The sequence below is a fragment of the Rhodanobacter soli genome, from assembly GCF_040548735.1.
Taxonomy (GTDB): Bacteria; Pseudomonadota; Gammaproteobacteria; order Xanthomonadales; family Rhodanobacteraceae; genus Rhodanobacter; species Rhodanobacter soli_A.
Genome location: NZ_JBEPSD010000003.1, coordinates 104,059 through 124,908, shown reverse-complemented (window position 1 = coordinate 124,908; position 20,850 = coordinate 104,059). Strand labels below are relative to the sequence as shown.

Sequence of the window (20,850 nt, the reverse complement as noted above, 5' to 3'; positions counted from 1 at the left end):
GTAGACGAAATCCATCGAAGCCGCCTCAAGGATGAGGCGGGCACTGTAGGAAGCGCCGTATAAGAAAGGGGTAGCGATTCGGCCGATCCGCGTATGCAACGCGTAAATTTTCGGTGCGCAGCGATCAGCCGGTGGCGCGTGCGACTCCGTCATCCGCAACGCCCACCGGCGCGGGCAGCCGATCGACCGGATAGCCGGCCGCGTCCCACGCATCCAGGCCGCCAAGCAACGGACGTACCCGGCGGTAACCCTGCGCGATCAGGATTTTGGCGACCCTGGCCGCGGACACCTCGTTCGGGCAGTTGCAGTAGACCACCAGCTCGCGATCGAGCGGGATGTCGTGCACGCTGCGGTCGATACCGCGGTCGTCGAGCAGCAGTGCGCCGGGAAGCACCCGTGCATCGAGCAGCCGCGAGCCCTCCGCCCGCACGTCGAGCACCACCGGTGCCGGCTCCGACTTCAGCGCCCGCTCCAGTTCCTCGACCGTGATGCGCGCCATCCGCAGCGTGCGCAGCAGATGCCGGCGTTGCCACCAGCGCGCGACGACGTACAGCGCCAGCAGACCCAGCAGCACTTCCAGCGCGAGCGTGCCGGCATTGGCGATGGCCGCCAGCAGGTCGTCGATCTGCGCGGCGAAGACATAGCCCAGTCCGATCGCCACCGCGGCCCACAGCAGCGAACCCAGTCCGTCGAACAGCACGAACGCGGACGGTGCCAGGCCCATCGCGCCCACCAGCGGCGGCGCCACCGTGGCCAGCCCGGGCACGAACTTGGCGATCAGCAGGACCTGCCCGCGCCAGCGCTGGAACTGCAGTTCGGAGCGCTGCACGCACGAATCCGGCGACAGCGAGATGCGGCACAGCAGGCGCATCACGCCCGCACCGTAGCGCCGCCCGGCCGCATACCACAGCGCGTCGCTGAGCAGGCACGCGACCACGGTGACCAGCAGCACGCCGAGCGCCGGCACCTGCCCGCCCGCCGCCAGCGCACCGGCCACCACCAGCGTCGGCACCGCCGGCACCGGCGCACCGAGCTGGGTCACCAGCACGTTGAGGAACACCAGCAGCATGCCGTACTGCGCGATCAGCGCGATGATTTCATGAGCCATCGGAACGGTACTCGATGCACGATGCGGCCACGCCGCGCGCACCATGATTGGGCCGCCGGGAGGCTATTGCAAACCCCCCGGGTTCCTAAACGGGCAGTGGCTGTGCGACGGCAGCGCGGCCGATCCGCCGCGAGCCGGCGATCACCAGCGGCAGCCACAGCAGGGTCAGCGCCGCGGCGCAGACGAACACGCCGTCCGGGCCGAGCCGGCCCAGCGCGATGCCGCCGAACGTGCCGCCCACGAATGCGCCGACGAACTGGCTGGTCGAGTACGCACCCATCGCCGCACCGCGCAGGTGCGCCGGCGCCAGCCGCGACACCAGGCTGGGCAAGGCTGCCTCCAGCAGGTTGAAGGCGGAAAAGAATACCGCCGCGGCCACGCCGAACACGGCGATGTGGCTGCCGGACAGCGCGAAGCCGAGCAGGGCCAGCCCGATCGCCACCACGCACACCATCACGATGCGCAGGCTCTGCGCGATCTCGCGCATGTGGTGCATGGTTGCGCCCATCACGAAGGCGGCCACCGTCATCACCGGCAGGTACAGCTCCCAATGACGGTTCACCGGCAGATGCAGCGTGTTCGCCAGCAGCAGCGGCAGCCCGACGAAGCTGGCGGTGAGCAGCGCATGCAGGAAGAACACCGAGCCGTTCAACACCAGCATGCGGCTGTCGCGCAGCATCGCCAGCATCTGGCCGAAGCCGGCCGCGGCCGGCGCACGGGCGCGCGCCGGCGTGGGTACGATCAGCCACAGCAGCGCCAGCGAAACCAGCGCCAGGATCGAGGTGGCGGCGAACAGGCCGGGCAATCCGGCGATCGCCTCCAGCGGCGGTCCCAGGATCAGCGCCAGCAGGAACGCCAGGCCGATCGACACGCCGATGATGCCCATCACCTTGCCGCGGTTCTCCTCGGCGGTGAGATCCGCCGCCAGCGCGATGCCGGCGCCTGCCACCGCGCCCATGCCCTGCACCGCGCGACCGATCGCGATGCCGGTGAGCGTGTGCGACATCGCCGCGATCAGCCCGCCCAGCGCGAACAGCAGCAAACCCAGGGTGATCGCCGGCTTGCGCCCGACGCGGTCGGACAGCAGCCCCAGCGGAATCTGCAGCAGCACCTGGCCGATGCCGTAGACGCCCAGCGCCAGCCCGATCATGAAGCCGGTGGAGCCGGGCATCGTCTTCGCGTACAGCGAGAACACCGGCATGATCAGGAACAGGCCGAACAGGCGCAGGCTGATCACGCAGGCCAGCGTCAACGCGCTGCGCAGTTCCAGGCTCGTGAGTTTGCTCACCGGGGAAGGGATGTCGATAGAGGCATTGCCGGCATTATAAGGTCGCGCCCCCTGCAGCGGTTTGTGGCGACATGTCGCGGCGCAACTTCCTGCAACCCCTATAATCACGTCCTACGCCGCTGTGATGCCTCCATGAATTCGATGCCCGCCGACGCCACCCGCCCCGCCGACTTCGCCCAGGTGCGCGACCTCGCCGCCGCCGACATGCAGCGGGTCGATGCGCTGATCCGCCAGCGGCTGTCTTCCGACGTGGTGCTGATCAACCAGATCGCCGACCACATCATCGCCGGCGGCGGCAAACGGCTGCGCCCGATGCTGCACGTGCTGGCCGCCGGTGCCGCCGGCTACCGCGGCGAACGCCACACCAAGCTCGCCGCGATCATCGAGTTCATCCACACCTCCACCCTGCTGCACGACGACGTGGTCGACGAGTCCGACCTGCGCCGCGGCCGCAAGACCGCCAACGCGCTATGGGGCAACGCCGCCAGCGTGCTGGTCGGCGACTTCCTGTACTCGCGCTCCTTCCAGCTGATGGTGGAACTGGACGACATGCGCATCATGCGCATCCTCGCCGACACCACCAACACGATCGCCGAGGGCGAAGTGCTGCAGCTGCTCAACATCGGCAACGCCGACGTGAGCGAGTCTGCCTATCTCGCCGTGATCGAACGCAAGACCGCCGTGCTGTTCGCCGCCGCCACCGAACTGGGCGGCATCCTCGGCGGCCTGCCCGAGGAACAGGTGGCCACACTGCGCCACTACGGCATGGAACTGGGCTACGCGTTCCAGATCGCCGACGACCTGCTCGACTACACCAGCGACGCCGGCACGCTGGGCAAGAACATCGGCGACGACCTCGCCGAAGGCAAGCCGACCCTGCCGCTGATCTACGCGCTGGAGAAGGCAAACCCGGAACAGGCGCAGTCGCTGCGCCACGCGATCGAGCACGGCGGCCTCGACTCGCTCGACCGCATCATCGCCTCGATCCGCGACTCCGGCGCCCTGGAACGCACCCGCGAGCGCGCCCTGCGCCATGCCCACGCCGCCCGTGCCGCCCTCGCCACCCTGCCCGCCTCGGCCCACCGCGATGCGCTGGCCACCCTGGCCGACTATTCGGTGCGGCGCACGTTCTGAATCATCCGCGACGGCCTTGCTCGCTCCCCTGCTGCGCAGGGGAGGAGCCGGACGTGAAATGCGTGCCGTGCATTGGCCCACCCACGGAAACCCATCGTTCAGCCAACGGCGCTGGCAGCCTCGCCGTCAATCGGCCAGACTTCGCCCATGTTCCGTCTGCGCTCAACCCGCTGGCTGTGGTGTCTCGCGGCGACCCTGCTGCCGCTGGTGGCGGCGTATGCCGCCGGGGACGGCTGGCGCTACGACACGGTGCACAGCCAGGTCGTCTTCAGCATCAGCCACAACGGCTACTCGCGGCCGTTCGGGCGGCTGCACATCGCGCGCGGCTGGCTGCGTTTCGACCCGAACGACTGGAGCACGGCGGCCACCGAACTGGACATCGACCTGGCCAGCCTGGACATGGGCGACGCCGACTGGAACAAGGCCGTGTGCAAGCCGGCCCTGCTCGACTGCGCGAACCACCGTTACGCGCACTTCCGCAGCACCAGCGTGGAGCGCAAGGACGACCAGCACGGCGTCCTGCACGGGCAGCTGACCTTGCGCGGCGTCACCCGTCCGCTGGACCTGGCGTTCACCTTCAACCGCGCCGCCAAGACCATCTACGAACCGCACAAGGTGGCCGGCTTCTCGGCCACCGCCAGCCTGGACCGCAACAGCTTCGGCATCACCGCCAACCCCAATTCGATCGGCGCTCAGGTCAGCGTGTGGCTGGAACTGGAGGCGACCAGCGACGAGCACGCCGTTCCATCCACGAAGGAGCAACCATGAGTCTGCGCAGCAACGACCGCCAGTGGGGTTCGGTCGCCAAGTTCTTCCACTGGGTCATCGCGCTGGGCATCCTCGGCAACGGCCTGTTCGGCTTGCTGATGGATCTGGCGCATTCGCCGATGCAGAAGATCAACTGGCTCGCCCTGCACAAGTCGATCGGCCTGACCGTGCTGGCGCTGGTGCTGCTGCGCATCGCATGGCGCTGGGCCGACCGTCGTCCGCCCGACGAGCCCATGCCGCGCTGGCAGCGGCTCGCCGCGCAGGCGACGCATGGCGTGTTGTACGTGCTGATCGTGCTGCTGCCGCTCAGCGGCTGGTGGTTCAACTCGGTCACCGGCAAGCCGCTGCAGTGGTTCAAGCAGTTCAACCTGCCGGCGCTGGTGGCGAAAAACGACGAGCTGCGCGATTTTGCGCACGGCGTGCACGAGTACCTGTTCTGGTTCCTGCTGCTGGTGCTGGTGGCGCATGTCGGCGGCGCGCTGAAGCACCACGTGTTCGACAATGACAACGTGCTGCGCCGGATGCTGCCGTTCGGCCGCCTGCGCGCACGCTCCCCCTCCGAAGGAGATCGACCATGAAACGCCTTGCCATCCTGCTGCTGTCGCTCGCCCTGCCCTGCGCCGCGGCGGCCGCCGATTACACCGTGCAGCCGGCGGGCAGCACGCTCGGTTTCAGCAACACCTTCCAGGGCGAATCGTTCAATGGCCAGTTCGGCCAGTGGACCGCGGCGATCAGCTACGACCCGGCGAACCTCGCCAGCTCGAAGTTCGACGTGGAAGTGACCCTGGCCAGCGTGAAGACCGGCGACGCCGACCGCGACGGCGCCCTGCCCGGCCCGGATTTCTTCGACACGGCGAAATTCCCGAAGGCGCACTTCGTCACCACCGGCTTCCGCCAGAGCGGCGGCAAGGTGATCGCCGACGGCACGCTCACCCTGCGCGGCGTGACCAAACCGGTGAGCCTCGAGGTGACGTTCAAGCCGCAGGCCGGTGGCGCCACGCTGGACGTGGCCGGCACGGTGAAGCGGCTGGACTTCGGCGTGGGCACGGGCGATTACGCCGATACCTCGGTGATCGGCGGCGACGTGAAGGTCATCGCGCACCTGCAATTGGCACCGAAGTAACGCCGCCGCGATGGCGAGCGACACGTTGTGGCAGCGCCTGCGCGGCTGGATCAAGCCCGACATGATCAGGCCCGGCGGGATCAAGCCCGACGGGATCAGGCCTGATCCGACCGGCCGCACGGTCACGCCGCCGCTTCGCGACACCGCCGGCTCGACGCGGGTGGCCGACAGCCTGCGCGCGCTGCTGGACGACCCGACCATCCCGGCCGCGGTGCGCAGCGAGCTGGCCGGCGACTTCGCGCGCATCGAGGCCATGCTGGACAAGCTCGAGCGCGGCGAATTGCATGTCGCCGTGTTCGGCCGCGTCTCCGCCGGCAAGTCCGCGCTGGGCAATGCCCTGCTGGGCCGCGAGGCGTTCACGGTGGGCGTCCTGCACGGCACCACCACCGACGCCGAACACGCGATGCTGGACGAGGCACAGCACGATGGCCTGGTGCTGATCGACACGCCTGGCATCAACGAACTCGATGGCGAGGCGCGCGAACGCCTGGCGTTCGAGGTGGCCGAGGTCAGCGACCTGGTGGTGTTCGTCTGCGACGGCGACCTCACCCGCGAGGAACTCGATGCGCTGAAGACGCTCGCCGCCACCCAGCGCCCGCTGCTGCTGGCGCTGAACAAGGCCGACCGCTACGGCCGCGACGAACTGGACAGCCTGCTGCAGCATTTGCGCCTGCGCGTGGCCGGCCTGGTGCGTGCGGAAGACGTGCTTGCGGTGGCGGCGCATCCGGCCGCGCAGCGCGTGGTCGAGGTCGACGCGCGCGGGCACGAACAGGTTCGCGAGCAAGCGCGCCTTCCCGACGTCGCCGCCTTGCGCGAACGCCTGCTGGCGATCGCCGCGCGCGAAGGCAAGACGCTGTCAGCGATCAACGCCGGGTTATATGCCGGCCGGCTCACCGATCAGGTCAGCACACGCATCGCGCAGACGCGCCAGGCCGTGGCCGCGAAACTGATCCGCCAGTACTGTCTCGCCAAGGGCGTGGCGGTGGCGCTGAACCCGATCCCGGTGGCCGACCTGCTCGCCGCCGCCGGGCTGGACGCGGCGATGGTGGTGCAGCTGTCGCGCGTCTACGGCCTGCCGCTGACCCGCGCCGAATCCGGCCGGCTGGTGGCGGTGATCTCGGCGCAGCTGGCCGCGCTGATGGGCGCGATCTGGGGCATGCAGCTGGTCGCTTCCGCACTGAAGGGCATGAGCGCCGGCCTGTCTGTCGTGGTCACCGCCGCGGCGCAAGGCGCGCTGGGCTGGTACGCCACCGTGCTGATCGGCCGCGCCGCCGAACGCTACCTGATCGCCGGCAAATCCTGGGGCGAAGCCGGCGCCAAACGCGCCGTCGCCAACATCGTCGCCAACCTGGACCGCGACTCGATCCTGCGCGAGGCGCGCGAGGAAATCCTCAAGCGGCTGAAAGCGCGCCGCGCATAGCCCCATGTTCCTCCCCCTGCTGGCAGAGGGAGGTCAGGAGGGGGTAAAGCTCCTGACTTTGGATCAAGATCAAGAGCGAACCCCACCCCAACCCTCCCCTGCTTTGCAGTGGAGGGAGTTCACTTCGCCAGAAATGCGCGCACCGCGGCCGCATCGAACGGCCAATCCAGTTCACGCCCGTCCCGTCCATCACGCAATACCGGCACGCGGGTACCGTAAAGCTGTTCCAGCGCAGCGCTGTCATCCACCCACACGCTGTCGAAATCCGGCGAATGCGCCTCGGCCAACACGGCCAGCGCGAGGTCGCACAGGTGGCAGTAGTCGCGCTGGTACAGGATCAGGTCGGACATGCGTTTGCGAATGGACTGCCAAAGACAAGGGTGCCGCGTAGAATAGCCGGTTCATCCCCCTCCCCAGCAGTGCAGCCATGGCCGTCAGCGTATTCGACCTGTTCAAGATCGGCATCGGACCTTCGTCGTCACACACGGTGGGGCCGATGCGCGCCGCCGCGCGTTTCGCCGAACACTGGCTGGAGGAGAAAGGCGTGCTGGACCGCATCGCCCGCGTGCGCGCCGAGTTGTACGGCTCGCTGGCGATGACCGGCCGCGGCCACGGTACCGACAAGGCCGTGCTGCTCGGCTTCGAGGGCCAGCACCCGGATACGGTCGATCCCGACCAGATCCCCGCCACGCTCGAACGCATCCGCGGCACGGGTCGCATCCGCCTGCTGGGCAGGCACGAGATCGCCTTCGACGAAAAAGCCGACCTGGTCTTCAACAAGCGCCAGAAGCTGCCGTTCCACACCAACGGCATGCGCTTTTCCGCCTACGACGCCGACGGCAACGAGCTGGCCAGCCGCGACTACTACTCGGTCGGCGGCGGCTTCGTGGTCAACACCGACGAGGCCGCCGAGGACCGCATCGTCGCCGACACCACTGCCCAGCCCTACCCGTTCAGCAGCGGCGACGAGATGCTGGCGCTGTGCAAGCAGCACAAGCTGACCATCGCCCAGCTGATGATGGCGAACGAGAGCGTGTGGCGCCCCGAGGCGGAGACCCGCGCCGGCCTGCTGACCATCTGGAAGGCGATGCAGGACTGCGTCAACCGCGGCCTGCGTTCGCCCGGCGTGCTGCCCGGCGGCCTGAAGGTCACCCGTCGCGCGCCGGCGATGGCCGAGGAATTGCGCAACGCGCCGGAAGCCGCGCTGCGCGATCCGCTGACCATCCTCGACTGGGTGAACCTCTATGCGCTGGCGGTGAACGAGGAAAACGCCGCCGGCGGCCGCGTGGTCACCGCGCCCACCAACGGCGCCGCCGGCATCGTGCCCGCGGTCGGCCACTACTACCTGCGCTTCTGTCCCAAGGCAGACGACGACGGCATCATCGAATACCTGCTCACCGCCGCCGCGATCGGCATCCTGTACAAGGAAAACGCCTCGATCTCCGGCGCCGAAGTGGGCTGCCAGGGCGAAGTCGGCGTGGCCTGCTCGATGGCCGCCGGCGGCCTCACCGCCGCGCTCGGCGGCAACGTGATGCAGGTCGAGAACGCCGCCGAGATCGGCATGGAACATAACCTCGGCCTCACCTGCGACCCCATCGGCGGCCTGGTGCAGATCCCCTGCATCGAGCGCAACGCGATGGGTTCGGTCAAGGCCATCAACGCCAGCCGCATGGCATTGAAGAGCGACGGCAAGCACCGCGTCAGCCTCGACAAGGTGATCAAGACCATGCGCGACACCGGCCGCGACATGAAGGACAAGTACAAGGAAACCTCGCGCGGCGGCCTCGCGGTCAACGTCATCGAGTGCTGACCCACGAACTGACCTCGCCCTCCGGCAACACGCCCTTCCTTCCATGCAGCGGAGGGGAAATCCGGAGGCGCCAGCGCCACGCATGACCTCTGCGGGGTGACACGGGGTGGCCAGTTCTGCAACCATCAGCCTCTTTTTGGCGCATCCGACGCCCTCCGCAGGAGCTTCCATGTCCCAAGCCAGCCAGATCCGCCGCGACGTCGGCCCGTTCGCCCTGATGCTCACGGGCCTGGGCTCCATCATCGGCTCCGGCTGGTTGTTCGGCGCGTGGCGCGCGGCGCAGATCGCCGGTCCCGGTGCCATCTGGGCCTGGGTGATCGGCGCGGCGATCATCATGACGGTGGCGCTGACCTATGCCGAACTGGGGGCGATGTTCCCCGAATCCGGCGGCATGGTGCGTTACGGTCATTACTCGCACGGCTCGCTGGTCGGTTTCATCGCGGCGTGGGCGAACTGGATCGCGATCGTCTCGGTGATCTCGGTGGAAGCCGAGGCCTCGGCGCAGTACATGTCGTCGTGGAAGTGGCAGTGGGCGAAGGACCTGTATCACCAGATGCCCGGCGGGCACGGCGAGCTGAGCACCAACGGCCTGCTGATCGCCGCGGCGCTGGTGGTGATGTATTTCCTGTTCAACTTCTGGAGCGTGAAGCTGTTCGCGCGCTCGAATACCGCGATCACCCTGTTCAAGCTGGTGATCCCCGCGCTCACCGCGGTGCTGCTGATCGCCAGCGGTTTCCATGCCGAGAATTTCAGCGTCGGCATCCACGGTGAACTGCACAAGACCGACTTCCCCTCGATCCTCACCGCCGTGGCGATCGCCGGCATCGTGTTCAGCTTCAACGGATTCCAGAGCCCGGTGAACCTGGCCGGCGAAGCGCGCAACCCGGGCAAGAGCATCCCGTTCGCGATCGTCTGCTCGATCTTGCTGGCCACGGTGGTCTACGTGCTGCTGCAGGTGGCGTTCATTGGCGCGGTGCCGCGGGAAATGCTGGCCAACGTCGGCTGGCACGGAATCGACTTCAGCTCGCCGTTCGCCGACCTGGCGATCATCCTGGGTCTGCAGTGGCTGGCCACGCTGCTGTTCATCGATGCGGTGATCAGCCCCAGCGGCACCGGCATGACCTATACCGCCACCACCGCGCGGATGCTCTACGGCATGGAGCGCAACGGCACGCTGCCGAAGATCCTCGGCCGCGTGCACCCGAAGTGGGGCATCCCGCGCCCGGCGATGTGGGTGAACCTGGCGGTGTCGTTCATGTTCCTGTTCTTCTTCCGCGGCTGGGGTTCGCTGGCCGCGGTGATCTCGGTCGCCACGATCATCTCCTATCTCACCGGCCCGGTCAGCGTGATGACGCTGCGGCGCACCGCACCGGGGCTGCACCGTCCGCTCCGGCTGAGCGGCCTGTCGGTGCTGGCCGGGATCGCCTTCATCATGTCCACCGAATTGCTGTACTGGGCGAAGTGGCCGCTGACCGGCGAAATCATCCTGCTGATGGTGGTCGCGTTGCCGGTCTACTTCTACTACCAGGCCAAGGCCGGCTGGCACGATTTCGGGCGGCAGATGAAGGGTGCCTGGTGGCTGGTGTTCTACCTGCCCACGCTGGCCCTGGTCTCCTGGGCCGGCAGCACCATCTTCGGCGGCAAGGGTTACCTGTCGTACGGCGTGGACCTGGCCGTGGTCGCCGTGATCGGCCTGGTGTTCTACCTGTGGGGCGTGAAGTCCGGCTGGCGCACGCCGTCGGTGGAAGCGGCGGAACTGGAGGCGAAGATCGATCCGAACGCGCCGCTGGTACCGCCGGATGAAGCGACCGCGGAGCGCATCACCGGGCACTGAGCCCGGCCATCCGTTCGACCCGAACGCGCGGCGACGAGCCGCGCGTTCTTGTTTTCAGCGAACGGCCGCCCGCTCGCGGCCGACCAGCGACAGCAGCACCAGCACGATCGCCAGCACCCCGTAGGCCCCGGCGAACTGCCACACGATGCCGCGCGAGGCCGCATCGAGCAGCCACGGCAGGTAGATGCCGCCGGACAGCTCGACCGAGTGGATCACGCCGAACAGGCTCAACGCCCCGCCGAGCAGCAGGATCAGCGCGGCGCGCAGCGGGCGCCGGTCGATCAGCGCCACCACGAAGCTGGCCCAGACCATCGAGGTGATGATGAAGCCGTTGCCCAGCACGGTGATCACCGCCAGCTCGGAGATGCCGTGCGTGCCGTCGTTGAACAACTGGGCGAAGTGTTCGGGCGAGACGTAGGCCGGGTCGCTCAGCTTGATCGTGAGCATCCGCGCGATCGCCGGAAAGAAGCTGAACACCACCGCGGCCGCGTAGCGCATCGGCGTCGCCTCGAACGCCTGCACGGTGATGCCGATCGCCACGAACACCAGGATCGGCGCCAGCACCGGCAGCGGCACCAGCTCGACCAGGTTCGACAGATAACCGAACACGCCGCCCAGCCCGATCACGATGCCGGTGAGCAGGGTGTAGCCGCTGCGTGCGCCCATCGCCTTGTACGACGGCTGGCCGATGTACGGCGTGGTCTGCGCCACGCCGCCGCAGAAGCCGGCCGCCAGCGTCGCCAACGCCTCGACCAGCAGGATGTCGCGGGTGGAATAATCGTCGCCGGCGGCGCGCGCGCTTTCGGTGACGTTGATCCCGCCCACCACCATCAGCAGGCCGAACGGCAGGATCAGCGGCAGGTACGGCACGATGTACGCAAGCCCGTCCACCCACTGCAGGGTCGGCCACGGCAGCGCGAAACGCCATTGCCACGCCGCCGGCGCGTGGTAGCCGGCACCCAGCCAGCCCAGCGGGCCAAGCCCGTAATACAGCAGTGCGCCGAGCACGAACGCCACCAGCACGCCGGGCAGGCCGAACGGCATCCGCGCGTGCGCCACCAGCGCGTACAGCACCACGCCGAGACCGGCAAAGCCCACCACCGGCAGCTTGAGGATCTCCACCAGCGGCAGGAAGCCCATCAGCACCAGCGCGATGCCGGCGATCGAACCGAGCAGGCCGGCTCGCGGCACGCGCCGCTGCACCATCGCGCCGAAGAACGACAGCACGAACTTCAGCACGCCCATCACTACCAGCGAGGCCATGCCCAGCTGCCAGGTGGCGATCGCCGCGGCGTGTTCGTCCATGCCACCCTGCCTGAAGCCGAGGAAGGCCGGGCCGAGCACCAGCAAAGCCATGCCGATGCTGGTCGGCGCATCCAGCCCCAGCGGCATCGCGGTGACGTTGTCGCTGGCGCGGCGCCGCGCCAGCCGGCGCGCCATCACGGTATAGGCGAGGTTGCCCAGCAGCACGCCCAGCGCGGTGCCCGGAAACATGCGCAGGAACACGATGTCCGCGGGAAAGCCGAACAGGCCAATCAGCGCCGCGGCGAGGAAGCCCATGATGGACAGGTTGTCCACCACCAGGCCGAGGAAGCCGTTGAGGTCGCCGGGGGCGAACCAGCGATTGCCTGGAGTGTTCACGCGGGAAACCTGCCTGGGGTCTGTACGGATGGGTGGCGGCTCAGAATGACACGTCCGCCGGCTGGGTCACGCGCAGCACCGACTGATCGCCGGTGCGCCGCTTCCACGCCGTGCGGATCGCCTCGACCTTGGCGCGGTTCGCCGGCGTGTTCGGATAGTCGATCACCAAAAGTTTGGAACGCAGCCGCTCGGGACTCGGCTGCTGCGCGCCCTGCCACTGGCCGTAGACGTCGAGCACGCTGAGACCGTCAGGGAAGCGCGGCGTCACCTCGCGGTCGAGGAACTCGCGCCAGGCCTGCTCGCTGATGCCTTGCTGCGGCTGGTCGGCCGGGCCCAGGCCGAAGTACAGCCGGGTGTCGACCCAGCCCTGCGCCTGTGCCGGATGAGTCGCGCCGTCGTGCCGCACCGCGCCCGGCGCCGCGCAGCCGGCAAGCAGGGCGAGCAGGAGTGCCAGCGTGGCCAGCGGGCGGGCATTCATCGAGCCATGCTCTTTTGCATTGGACTTCCGGATGTACGGGCAGGCGTGAGTATCGGCAGCAACCGTGCTGTGGCGCAACCGGGAACGACGGCGCTACCCGGCCGAGCACATTGTCGAAATCGCACCGCCCGGTTCGTCGTTCCTGAAAGCTCCCGCCCCTCTCGCCCAAAAAGGAAACCGCCCATGTCGCGCAAGACCCACACCCTCGCCCACACGCTCGGCCTGCTCGCCTGGTTGTCGCTGACTACCGCCAGTGCCGCCGAGGTGACATACCAGCTGGACCCGAACCATACCTACCCCAGCTTCGAGGCCGACCATCTGGGCGGGCTGTCGGTATGGCGCGGCAAGTTCAACCACAGCAGCGGCACGGTGACGCTGGACAAGGCCGGCGGCAACGGCACGGTGAATGTCGTCGTGGACATGAAGAGCGCCGACTTCGGCCAGGACCAGCTCAACAAGGGAGCCCAGGGCAAGGAGCTGTTCGAGTCGGACACGTACCCGACCGCGACCTACCAGGGCAAGCTCGCCAACTTCGTCAACGGCGCGCCGACCGCAGTGGTGGGCCATCTGACCCTGCACGGCGTGACCCGTCCGCTGACGCTGAAGATCAACAGCTTCAAGTGCATGCCGCACCCGATGCTGAAACGCGAAGTGTGCGGCGCCGACGCGCTGGCCACGTTCCAGCGCGACGCGTTCGGCATGGACGCCGGCAAGCCCTACGGCTTCAGCATGGCGGTGACGCTGCGCATCCAGGTCGAGGCGATCGCGGTCGAGGGCAGCGCTCCCGCCGCCTGAGCCGGCTCAGGCCAGCGCCAGCACGTCGCCCAGCAGCGCCTGCGCGGTCACCTCCGGTCCCGCGCCCGGGCCCTGGATCACCAGCGGCTGGGCGTGGTAACGGGTGGTGGTGAGCGCGAACTGGTTGTCGGTGCCGTACAGCCGCGCGGCGGGATGGGTGAGCGGCACTTCGACCAGGCCGACGCGGGCATGCCCGCGCTGGTTGAGCCGCGCCAGGAAACGCAGCACGCAGCCGCGCGAGCTGGCCTGCGCATGGCGTGCGGCCAGCGGCGCGTCGAGTTCCTCCAGCCGCGCCAGGAACGCTTCGGTGGTGAGCGCGCGCAGCGACTCGGGCACCAGGCCATCCACCTGCACCTCGTCGGTGCCCAAGGCGAAACCGGCGTTGCGCGCGATGATCAGCAGCTTGCGCGCCACGTCCTCGCCGGACAGGTCCGAGCGCGGGTCGGGTTCGGTATAACCGAACTGGCGCGCCTCGCGCAGCAGCTCGGAGAACGGGCGGCTGCCGTCGTACTGGTTGAACAGCCACGACAGCGAACCGGAAAACACGCCTTCCAGCGTGAGCAGGCCGTCGCCGCAGGTGCGCAGGCGGCGCAAGGTGGACAGCACCGGCAAGCCGGCGCCGACGGTGGCCGAATCGCCGTAGCGAGCGCCGCCGGCCAGCGCGGCCTGCAACGCACGCCAGCCGGACAGCTCGCCGCCGGCCAGCGCCTTGTTCGCAGTGACCACGTGATAGCCGCGTGCCAGCCACTCGGCATGGCGCGACGCCAGCGCCGCGCTGGCGGTGGCGTCGATGATCACCTTCGTCGCCGCGGCGCTGTCGTCCAGCGCCGCGAGCAGGCTGGCGTTGTCGCGCGGGGCACCGTGCTGGTTCAGCTGTTCGCGCAGGTTGCGCTGGGCCAGGCTGACCGGATCGGTCTGCTGGCGGCGCGAGTTCGCCGCGCCGACCAGCCGCAGCGAACCCGCGGCGGAGGTGTTGAGCAGCTTCAGCAGCGCGCCGCCGACCACGCCGGTGCCGAGCAGCACGATCGCGATGGTGGAGGACGCTTCGCTCCTGGCGCTCGCCGCGCGTTCGGCCAGCACCACGCTCATGCGAGCACCCGGCGTTTGGACGTCCCTACGGCCGCGGCGCGGGCCAGCGCCGCGTCGAGGTCGCGCAGCAGGTCGTCGCCGTCCTCGATGCCTACCGACAGGCGCAGCAGGCTGTCGGCGATGCCGGCGGTGCGGCGCGCCTCCGGCGCCATCGACGCGTGGGTCATGGTGGCCGGGTGCGCGATCAGGCTTTCCACCCCGCCCAGCGACTCGGCCAGCGAGAAGTATTCGAGGCCGTCGACGAACGCCTCGATCTGCGCCACGTCGCCGTCCAGCTCGAAGCTCAGCATCGCGCCGAAACCCTGCTGCTGGCGCGCCGCCAGCGCATGGCCGGGATGGCCGGCCAGGCCGGGGTAGTAGACCTTGCGCACGGCCGCGTGCGCGTCCAGCTGTCCGGCGATGCGCGCGGCGTTCTCCTGGTGCTGGCGCAGCCGCACGCCGAGCGTGCGCAGGCCGCGCAGGGTGAGGTAGCTGTCGAACGGCGCGCCGGTGAGGCCGTTGCAGTTGGCCCACCACTTCAGCTGCTCGGCCACTGCCGCATCGCGCGCCACCGCCGCGCCACCCACCACGTCGCTGTGGCCGTTGATGTACTTGGTGGTGGAGTGCACCACCACGTCGGCGCCGAGCAACAGCGGCTGCTGCAGCGCCGGCGACAGGAAGGTGTTGTCAACCACCAGCAAGGCGCCCACCGCGTGCGCGGCCTGCGCCACATGGCGGATGTCGGTGATCCGCAGCAGCGGATTGGACGGCGTCTCCACCCACACCAGCGCAGGCTTGCGCGCCAGGCCGGCGGCCAGCGCCACGCTGTCGGTGAGGTCGGCGAACTCGACCTGGAAGCGGCCCTTCTTCGCCCACGCGTCGAGCAGCCGCCAGGTGCCGCCGTAGCAGTCGTGCGCCGCCAGCACGGTGGCTCCGGCCGGCACCAGTTCCAGCGCCAGCGCCACGGCCGACATGCCGCTGGAGGTCACCACCGCGCCAACGCCCTGCTCCAGTTCCGCCAGTGCATCGCCGAGCAGGTCGCGGGTGGGATTGCCGCTGCGCGAGTAGTCGTACGCGCGCTTGCGGCCGAAGCCCGCGAAGCTGTAGTTGGTCGACAGGTGCAGCGCAGGCACCACGGCGCCGTGCTGCGTGTCGCTCTCGATCCCGGCGCGCACGGCGCGGGTACAGGGGGCGGGCTCGGTCATCAGGTATCTCCGGTTCTTGTTGTGCGGGGACGGGGAATCAGGCCAGCGCTTCGCGCAGCAGCGGCGCGAGCTGTTCGGGTTCTTTCAGGAAAGCGTCATGGCCGTACGGCGACTCGACCACTTCCAACGTGGCCGGACCATGCAGGCGGCGCTGCAGCTCGCACAGGTCGGCCAGCGGCACCAGCCGGTCGGAGGGGAAGCCGATCAGCGTGGCCGGGGTGGGAATCCGCTCGGGCTTGATGTCGTGCAGGTCGATCGACTCGGACAGTGCGAGGAAGCGGTCCGCGTCGAAGCGTTCGACGAAACGGCGGCCCTGATGCGCCAGGTAGTCCTCGACCGGGAAATGGAAACGCTCCTCGCGCCATTCCGGGCCGCCGGCGAAACGCCGGCCGAACTCGGCGCTGCCGCGGTAGGTGGTGATCGCCAGCTGGCGCGCCAATGCCAGCGCCTCGTCGGCCTGGCCGCTGGCCTGGCCCAACCGCACGATGCCGCGCTGCACGCTGCGCTGCGCGGTGCTGAGCGGATGCGGCCGGTGCGCGCCGGCCAGCAGCAGCAGGCGCTCGACGCTGCGCGGATGCCGTGCGGCGAACGCCAGCGCCACCATCGCGCCATAGGACGAACCGATGAAAGCGTGTGCCTGCGCGATGCCCAGTTCGCCCAGCAGCGCAGCCAGTGCGTCGGCCTGGTCCTCGCTGGACACCGACCCGGCGCCGAGCTGGTCCGGGGTGAGCCAGTCGATCGCCAGCACGCGCCAGCGCTCGAGGTCGACCGCCGCGCCGCTGCCGACCAGCGCCTGCCACCAGCCCGGTGCGGCGTCGCCGTCCAGCGCGGTGACGTCGCGGTCGGCCGAGATGCCGCCCTGCACAATCACGGTGGGCCCACCCGCCGCACCGCACCACAGGTAGCTCACTTCGACCTCGCGCGGGCCGCTGCCGTACTTCGGGCTGAGCCGCAACCGGCGCGTGCTGCGCTGGGCGGTCAACCGCACGCACGGCTCGGGAAGAACGGCAAAGGCGGCCTGGCCGGCTTCGGTGCAGCGGGTTTCGGGCAGGAACGTCATGGAACTCTCTCCGGTCGGCATCGCCCCGCGAAGGACCGGAAAGGCCGCCAACCCCGGATTCGGCGGCAGACCGCCGCAAGCCGGATGACGCCCATCTTCCGGTGGATGCCGAAGCACCTCCGCAGGAGTTGGCACCGTGGCGGAAACGCTCCGCAGGTTGCCCCGGCTTCAAAGGGCCTGTCCCTCAGCCGGTCTCGATGAGTGGAGCGGATATTGAATGCTCCATGGCGTCATGTCAATAGACGTCTAAACGTCTAGGCGTATATATGTTTATTCGATCAAGTCATTTGTCTGCATGGTGTCGCGGGATATGCTCACTGCACCGCAACATCACCGGAGATCCGCATGAGCCTGCAACTGGGCGACACCGCCCCCGACTTCACTCTCGACTCCACCGAAGGACCGATCCGCTTCCACGACTACGCCGGCGGGCAGTGGGTGGTGTTCTTCTCGCACCCGAAGGACTTCACCCCGGTGTGCACCACCGAGCTCGGCGCGTTCGCCAGCCGCAAGGCCGAGTTCGATGCGCGCAACGCGCGGCTGCTCGGCCTGTCGGTGGATTCGGTGGCCGACCACCAGGGCTGGGCCAAGGACGTCGCGGACGTCGGCGGCACCGCGCTGAACTACCCGCTGCTGGCCGACCCGGCGCTGGAAGTGGCGAAGCTGTACGGCATGTTCCATCCCAAGGCTGATCCCAAGGTCACCGTGCGTTCGGTCTTCATCATCGACCCGAACCGCAAGGTGCGGCTGATCCTCACCTACCCGCCCAGCGCCGGGCGCAACGTCGACGAGGTGCTGCGCGTGCTCGACTCGCTGCAGCTCACCGACGGCCGCAAGCTGACCACCCCGGTGGACTGGCAGCCCGGCGACGACGTGATCATCGCGCCCTCGGTCTCCGACGACGACGCGAAGAAGCTCTACCCCGGCGGCTGGAGGACGCTGAAGTCGTACCTGCGGCTGGTGCCGGCGCCACTGGCCTGACGCCTTGCTCCCTCCCCTGCTTGCAGGGGGAGGAGCAGAATCGACATCCCTCTCCCGAACCTTCGCCCATGAGCATCCCCGACCTCTCCGCCGCCATCGGCCATACGCCGCTGCTGCGCCTGCGCCACGCCTCCGCGCTGACCGGCTGCGAGATCCTGGGCAAGGCCGAGTTCCTCAATCCCGGCGGCTCGATCAAGGACCGCACCGCGTTGGGCCTGCTGCTGGATGCCGAGCGGCGCGGGCTGATCCGCCCCGGCGGCAGCATCGTCGAGGGCACCGCCGGCAACACCGGGATCGGGCTGGCCCTGCTCGGCGCCAGCCGCGGCTATCGCACGGTGATCTTCATGCCGGAGACGCAGAGCCGCGAGAAGATCGACGCGCTGCGCATCGCCGGCGCCGAAGTGCGGCTGGTGCCCGCGGTGGCGTACAAGGACCCGAACCACTACGCGCACCAGGCCCGCGCCCACGCCGAGGCGGCGAATGCCGCCGATCCGGGCAGCGCGTGGTTCGCCAACCAGTTCGACAACACCGCCAACCGCGACTGGCACGAAGCCACCACCGGCGGGGAGATCTGGCAGGACGCCGGCGGCCACGTCGACGGCTTCGTCTGCGCCGCCGGCACCGGCGGCACCCTGGCCGGCGTCGGCCGCGCGTTGAAGGCACGCCACCCCGGCGTGCGCATCGCGCTGGCCGACCCGGAAGGCTCGGCACTGGCCAGCTACGTCAACACCGGCGAGTTGGTCGCCAGCGGCAACTCGATCAGCGAAGGCATCGGCTCCAGCCGGGTCACCGCGAATTTCGACGGCGCACCGATCGACCTGGCCTGGTCGATTCCCGACGACGAGTCGGTGCCGCTGCTGCATCGCCTGCTGGCCGAGGAAGGCTGGTGCACCGGCGGCTCCAGCGGCGTCAACCTCGCCGGCGCGATCCGCCTGGCGCGCGAACTCGGCCCCGGCCGCACCATCGTCACGGTGCTCGCCGACGCCGGCACGCGCTACCAGGCCAAGCTGTTCAACCCGGCCTTCCTGCGCGGGAAAGGCATCCCGGTGCCGGACTGGCTGGCGCGGGCGTTTCCGGGCTGAGCCTCCCGCACAGCCATCGCCGCTTCATGCGCGTCCTGCTAACGTAATCGGATGACTCCCCACCCCGACACGTCCGCGCTGCACGACCGGCTGCAGCGCGACGGCTTTGCCTTCGTCACCGCCGACATCATGCGCGACCTGCTGCAAGCGCAGGCACTGACCGACTGGCCCGCGTTCGCCGCCAGCTGGAACGACCTGGCGCCGGACACCTACCTCGCCGCCAGCGGCCGCCACCGGCGGCGACGACATGCCACGTTCTCCGCCGATGCCGGCGACGGAATCCGCCGCGAGACGCATCAGCCGCACTACCAGAGCCTCAAGTACAACCCGCTGCAGGGCGACATCCAGCGCTGGTTCGAACCGGTGCTGCCGGCGATCGCCGATGGCGCCAGCCTGCGCCGCATCCTCGGCTTCTGCCACGACTGCTTCGGCGCGCTGGCTCCGGCCACCCGCCACTGGCACGTCGAAGTGCACCAGTTCCGCATCGAGGCACGCGCCGACGAGGCCGGCGAGCCCACGCCCGAAGGGGTGCACCGCGACGGCGTCGACTACGTGCTGGTGCTGCTGATCGACCGCGAGAACATCGAGCGCGGCACCACCACCATCCACGCCGCCGACCGCAGCCTGCTGGGCAGCTTCACGCTGACCCACGCGCTGGACGCGGCGCTGGTCGACGATGCCCGCGTGTTCCACGGCGTCACCGCGGTCACGCCGCTCGATCCGTCGAAGCCGGCGCACCGCGACGTGCTGGTGGTGACGTTCAAGGCCACCGCGTAGCGCGGCGTGCCCGTTCGGCACTTTCCACGACCAGCGCAACATTCGCCTTACTTCGCATCGCGTAAGATGGCGGCCTCATCTTTCGCAGGCGCCGCCATGTCCCTCGATTCAACACATCGCGGGATTCCTGCGAGCGCGGCGCCGCCGGACGCCCATGCCGACCGGCTGAAGTTCAACGGCGACAACAGCTTCCATCGCGAACTGCGCCGCCGTGTCGATGCCGAGTTCAAGCGCAGCGGCACCCGCCAGCGCGACAGCGCGCAGATGTACCTGAAGACGGCCATCATCCTCGGCGTGTTCGCGCTCGCCTACGTCGCGCTGGTGTTCCTCGCCGGCACCTGGTGGCAAGGCCTGCTGCTCGGCCTCGTGCTGGGCATCGCGATGGCGGCGATCGGCTTCAACATCATGCATGACGGCGGCCACCAGGCGTATTCGGAGCGGCGCTGGGTGAACCGGCTGATGGCGCTGGCGCTGGACCTGGTCGGCGGCAGCTCGTACATCTGGCAGTGGAAGCACGCGCGCTTCCACCACACCTGGGTCAACGTGGCCGGGCATGACAGCGACATCGACCTCGGCGTGCTCGGCCGGCTGTCGCCGCAGCAACCGCGGCGGCCGTGGCATCGCTGGCAGCACCTGTACCTGTGGCCGCTGTACGGCGTCACCGCGATCCGCTGGCACCTGTACGGCGACTTCCGCGACATGGCGACCGGTACCGTCGGCGAGCGTCCGTTCGACCGCCCGAAAGGCTGGGACCTGGCCGGGTTCGTCCTCGGCAAACTGGTGTTCTTCACCCTCGCGTTCGGCCTGCCGCTGTTTTTCCATGCGTTCGGCACGGTACTGCTGTTCTACGCGCTGGTCTCGGCGGTCGCCGGCGTGCTGCTGGCGCTGGTGTTCCAGATGGCGCACGTGGTCGAGGAAGCGGCGTTCCCGCTGCCGGACGAAAGCGGAAGGCAGATGGAGACGCCGTGGGCGATCCATCAGCTGCAGACCACGGTGGACTTCGCCCGCGGCAACCGCGTGCTCGGCTGGCTGATCGGCGGCCTGAACTTCCAGGTCGAGCACCACCTGTTCCCGCGCATCTCGCACGTGCACTACCCGCTGGTCGCCCGCGTGGTGGAAGACACCTGCCGCGAGTTCGGCGTGACCTATCGCGAACACCGCACGTTCGGCGCGGGCATCGCCTCGCACTATCGCCTGCTGCGGCGGCTGGGCAAATCGGCGGCCGCCAGCGTGCCTGCGTTGGCACCGGCATGAGCAGGGCGCGAACCGGCGCCGGCA

At 69.1% G+C, this 20,850-nt stretch carries 20 protein-coding genes and 1 riboswitch; of the genes, 12 read left to right on the top strand and 8 right to left on the bottom strand.

Translation table 11 applies throughout. The features are described 5' to 3' along the window. Positions 1–124: 124 nt before the first annotated feature. Entirely contained in the window at positions 125–1,096 is a 972-nt protein-coding gene (locus ABIE04_RS14635; protein ID WP_354552759.1) for a DedA family protein/thiosulfate sulfurtransferase GlpE, read from the bottom strand. Positions 1,097–1,193: 97 nt separating this feature from the next. After that, positions 1,194–2,396, bottom strand: a complete 1,203-nt coding sequence (locus ABIE04_RS14630; RefSeq protein ID WP_354551788.1) for an MFS transporter — start codon at positions 2,394–2,396, stop codon at positions 1,194–1,196. Between the two features lie 132 nt (positions 2,397–2,528). On the opposite strand from ABIE04_RS14630, the gene ABIE04_RS14625 reads away from it, so the two are divergent. The 5 genes from ABIE04_RS14625 (at position 2,529) to ABIE04_RS14605 (ending at position 6,841) form a co-directional block, all read left to right on the top strand. Beyond that, complete coding sequence (locus tag ABIE04_RS14625; protein ID WP_354551784.1) at positions 2,529–3,530, top strand: polyprenyl synthetase family protein; 1,002 nt, start codon at positions 2,529–2,531, stop codon at positions 3,528–3,530. A 147-nt stretch (positions 3,531–3,677) separates the two neighbouring features. Continuing rightward, the gene (locus ABIE04_RS14620) at positions 3,678–4,298 is read left to right on the top strand and encodes a YceI family protein (protein ID WP_354551779.1); all 621 of its coding nucleotides are present in this window, start codon (positions 3,678–3,680) and stop codon (positions 4,296–4,298) included. After that, the gene (locus tag ABIE04_RS14615) at positions 4,295–4,876 is read left to right on the top strand and encodes a cytochrome b (RefSeq protein ID WP_354551775.1); all 582 of its coding nucleotides are present in this window, start codon (positions 4,295–4,297) and stop codon (positions 4,874–4,876) included. The genes ABIE04_RS14620 and ABIE04_RS14615 overlap by 4 nt, the downstream gene beginning before the upstream one ends. Further along, positions 4,873–5,421 carry a YceI family protein gene (locus tag ABIE04_RS14610; RefSeq protein WP_354551771.1) on the top strand — a complete coding sequence of 183 codons (549 nt, stop codon included), beginning with the start codon at positions 4,873–4,875 and terminating at the stop codon, positions 5,419–5,421. Before ABIE04_RS14615 ends, ABIE04_RS14610 begins: the two co-directional genes overlap by 4 nt. 10 nt (positions 5,422–5,431) lie before the next feature. Next, positions 5,432–6,841 carry a GTP-binding protein gene (locus ABIE04_RS14605; RefSeq protein WP_354551766.1) on the top strand — a complete coding sequence of 470 codons (1,410 nt, stop codon included), beginning with the start codon at positions 5,432–5,434 and terminating at the stop codon, positions 6,839–6,841. A 119-nt stretch (positions 6,842–6,960) separates the two neighbouring features. Here ABIE04_RS14605 and ABIE04_RS14600 read toward each other — a convergent pair whose 3' ends face one another. Then, positions 6,961–7,191: a glutaredoxin family protein gene (locus ABIE04_RS14600; RefSeq protein ID WP_354551762.1), complete on the bottom strand. Its 231-nt coding sequence runs from the start codon at positions 7,189–7,191 to the stop codon at positions 6,961–6,963. Between the two features lie 77 nt (positions 7,192–7,268). Here ABIE04_RS14600 and ABIE04_RS14595 point away from each other — a divergent pair, with 77 nt between their 5' ends. Both ABIE04_RS14595 and ABIE04_RS14590 read left to right on the top strand, forming a co-directional pair. Continuing rightward, a complete protein-coding gene (locus ABIE04_RS14595; protein WP_354551758.1) occupies positions 7,269–8,651 on the top strand; it encodes an L-serine ammonia-lyase in 1,383 nt (460 codons plus the stop codon). 169 nt (positions 8,652–8,820) lie between these two features. Further along, entirely contained in the window at positions 8,821–10,485 is a 1,665-nt protein-coding gene (locus tag ABIE04_RS14590) for an APC family permease (RefSeq protein WP_354551754.1), read from the top strand. A gap of 54 nt (positions 10,486–10,539) precedes the next feature. Here the strand turns inward: ABIE04_RS14590 and ABIE04_RS14585 are convergent, their stop codons facing one another. Beyond that, positions 10,540–12,126: a hypothetical protein gene (locus ABIE04_RS14585; protein ID WP_354551749.1), complete on the bottom strand. Its 1,587-nt coding sequence runs from the start codon at positions 12,124–12,126 to the stop codon at positions 10,540–10,542. Positions 12,127–12,166: 40 nt separating this feature from the next. Beyond that, complete coding sequence (locus ABIE04_RS14580; protein WP_354551745.1) at positions 12,167–12,604, bottom strand: DUF3574 domain-containing protein; 438 nt, start codon at positions 12,602–12,604, stop codon at positions 12,167–12,169. A 183-nt stretch (positions 12,605–12,787) separates the two neighbouring features. Between ABIE04_RS14580 and ABIE04_RS14575 the strand changes: the two genes are divergently transcribed. Further along, the gene (locus ABIE04_RS14575; RefSeq protein WP_354551740.1) at positions 12,788–13,399 is read left to right on the top strand and encodes a YceI family protein; all 612 of its coding nucleotides are present in this window, start codon (positions 12,788–12,790) and stop codon (positions 13,397–13,399) included. A 6-nt stretch (positions 13,400–13,405) separates the two neighbouring features. On the opposite strand, the gene ABIE04_RS14570 is transcribed toward ABIE04_RS14575, so the two are convergent. The 3 genes from ABIE04_RS14570 to metX are packed head-to-tail and all read right to left on the bottom strand — an operon-like array spanning position 13,406 to position 16,732. After that, positions 13,406–14,488 (bottom strand): homoserine dehydrogenase, encoded by a 1,083-nt coding sequence (locus tag ABIE04_RS14570; RefSeq protein ID WP_354551735.1) that lies wholly within the window; start codon positions 14,486–14,488, stop codon positions 13,406–13,408. Further along, positions 14,485–15,672, bottom strand: coding sequence for a cystathionine gamma-synthase (metB, locus tag ABIE04_RS14565; RefSeq protein WP_354551731.1), 1,188 nt, complete (start codon positions 15,670–15,672; stop codon positions 14,485–14,487). Before metB ends, ABIE04_RS14570 begins: the two co-directional genes overlap by 4 nt. 37 nt (positions 15,673–15,709) lie before the next feature. Beyond that, complete coding sequence (gene metX, locus ABIE04_RS14560; protein ID WP_354551727.1) at positions 15,710–16,732, bottom strand: homoserine O-succinyltransferase MetX; 1,023 nt, start codon at positions 16,730–16,732, stop codon at positions 15,710–15,712. Between the two features lie 88 nt (positions 16,733–16,820). Beyond that, positions 16,821–16,936: riboswitch (SAM riboswitch) on the bottom strand. A 141-nt stretch (positions 16,937–17,077) separates the two neighbouring features. On the opposite strand from metX, the gene ABIE04_RS14555 reads away from it, so the two are divergent. The 4 genes from ABIE04_RS14555 (at position 17,078) to ABIE04_RS14540 (ending at position 20,826) form a co-directional block, all read left to right on the top strand. Next, the gene (locus ABIE04_RS14555) at positions 17,078–17,713 is read left to right on the top strand and encodes a peroxiredoxin (RefSeq protein WP_354551723.1); all 636 of its coding nucleotides are present in this window, start codon (positions 17,078–17,080) and stop codon (positions 17,711–17,713) included. A gap of 68 nt (positions 17,714–17,781) precedes the next feature. Then, positions 17,782–18,795 carry a cysteine synthase A gene (locus ABIE04_RS14550; RefSeq protein ID WP_354551719.1) on the top strand — a complete coding sequence of 338 codons (1,014 nt, stop codon included), beginning with the start codon at positions 17,782–17,784 and terminating at the stop codon, positions 18,793–18,795. Between the two features lie 51 nt (positions 18,796–18,846). Beyond that, positions 18,847–19,572, top strand: a complete 726-nt coding sequence (locus tag ABIE04_RS14545) for a 2OG-Fe dioxygenase family protein (RefSeq protein ID WP_354551715.1) — start codon at positions 18,847–18,849, stop codon at positions 19,570–19,572. Positions 19,573–19,668: 96 nt separating this feature from the next. Further along, positions 19,669–20,826: a fatty acid desaturase family protein gene (locus tag ABIE04_RS14540; RefSeq protein ID WP_354551711.1), complete on the top strand. Its 1,158-nt coding sequence runs from the start codon at positions 19,669–19,671 to the stop codon at positions 20,824–20,826. The last annotated feature ends 24 nt before the right edge of the window (positions 20,827–20,850 follow it).